This window comes from Streptomyces nanshensis, assembly GCF_001751255.1.
GTDB classification, from domain to species: domain Bacteria; phylum Actinomycetota; class Actinomycetes; order Streptomycetales; family Streptomycetaceae; genus Streptomyces; species Streptomyces nanshensis_A.
In genome coordinates this window covers 1-1226 of the sequence record NZ_LJGW01000557.1, presented here as the reverse complement: position 1 = coordinate 1226, position 1226 = coordinate 1, and the positions used below count along the sequence as shown (strand labels likewise).

1 protein-coding gene is annotated in these 1226 nt (G+C 64.7%); it reads left to right on the top strand.

Going from position 1 to position 1226, the window contains the following annotated elements:
• A partial coding sequence (gene rho, locus AN218_RS29710) for a transcription termination factor Rho (RefSeq protein WP_070020165.1) occupies positions 1–1226 on the top strand: 1226 nt, incomplete at both ends.

Here is a 1226-nt window from a genome sequence, read left to right as displayed (position 1 = left end):
CCGTCGTGGTCGTCGGGGGCGGTATCGGGATCGGCGGGGGCGTCGTGGTGGGCGTGAGGATGTGGAGCCGCAGGTCGCTGAGGATGATGTGCTGATCCCGGTGGCGGGGATTCTGGACATTCTCGATAATTATGCGTTCGTGCGGACGTCGGGGTATCTGCCGGGTCCGAACGATGTGTATGTGTCGTTGGCGCAGGTGCGGAAGAACGGTCTGCGGAAGGGCGACCATGTCACGGGGGCGGTGCGGCAGCCGCGTGAGGGGGAGCGTCGGGAGAAGTTCAACGCTCTGGTGCGGCTGGACTCGGTCAACGGTGCGGCGCCGGAGCAGGGGCGTTCGCGGTCGGAGTTCAACAAGCTGACGCCGTTGTATCCGCAGGAGCGGCTGCGGCTGGAGACGGAGCCGAATCAGCTCACCTCGCGGATCATCGATCTGGTCTCGCCGATCGGGAAGGGGCAGCGGGGGCTGATCGTGGCGCCGCCGAAGGCGGGCAAGACGATGGTGTTGCAGTCGATCGCGAACTCGATCACGGTGAACAATCCGGAGTGCCATCTGATGGTGGTGCTGGTGGACGAGCGGCCGGAAGAGGTCACCGATATGCAGCGGTCGGTGAAGGGCGAGGTGATCTCCTCTACCTTCGACCGGCCTGCGGAGGATCACACCACGATCGCGGAGCTGGCGATCGAGCGGGCGAAGCGGCTGGTGGAGCTGGGTCACGATGTGGTGGTGCTGCTGGACAACATCACCAGGCTGGGGCGGGCGTACAACCTGTCGGCGCCGGCGTCGGGGCGGATTCTGTCGGGTGGTGTGGATTCCACGGCGTTGTATCCGCCGAAGAAGTTCTTCGGTGCGGCGCGGAACATCGAGGACGGGGGGTCGCTGACGATTCTGGCGGCGGCGTTGGTGGAGACCGGGTCGCGGATGGACGAGGTGATCTTCGAGGAGTTCAAGGGCACCGGGAACATGGAGCTGAAGCTGGACCGGAAGCTGTCGGAGAAGCGGATCTTCCCGGCGGTGGACGTGGATGCTTCGGGCACGCGTAAGGAGGAGATCCTTATGGCGGGTGACGAGCTGCAGATCATCTGGAAGCTGCGCAGGGTGCTGCATGCGCTGGATCAGCAGCAGGCCATCGAGTTGCTGCTGGACAAGATGAAGCAGACCAAGTCCAACACCGAGTTCCTCCTCCAGATCCAGAAGACCACCCCCACCCCCGGCAACGGCACCGACT